This window comes from Pseudomonas sp. IT-P218, from assembly GCF_949767605.1.
Classification (GTDB): Bacteria; Pseudomonadota; Gammaproteobacteria; order Pseudomonadales; family Pseudomonadaceae; genus Aquipseudomonas; species Aquipseudomonas putida_AE.
The window spans coordinates 1-243 of sequence record NZ_CATKQQ010000089.1; the positions used below are offsets into that span (position 1 = coordinate 1).

The following is a 243-nucleotide window of genomic DNA, read 5'->3' on the forward strand; positions in this document are numbered from 1 at the left end:
CGGCGATTTTCAGCACCTGGCCCGGCGCCAGGGTGGCGCTGCTGCTGGCGCCGCTGAGGTGGGTCTGGTCGTTGAGGTAGCGTTCGTGGCGCAGGCGCGCGTAGAAAAAACCGCTTTCGCTTTGCAGGTCTTCGTCCTGATCGAGGCGATCGCCGAGCACGCGATAGGGTTCGGCGTAGTGGTAGGCCTCGCCGTAAGTGGTGGTCGTAGTGGCGCGGGTCTGGTCGACTTCGCCATCGAGCC

General features: G+C 65.4%; 1 protein-coding gene. It reads right to left on the minus strand.

Going from position 1 to position 243, the window contains the following annotated elements; genetic code table 11:
• Nucleotides 1-243: hypothetical protein (locus tag ACM6I6_RS29035; RefSeq protein WP_414921147.1), on the minus strand; the 243-nt coding region annotated here is incomplete at both ends.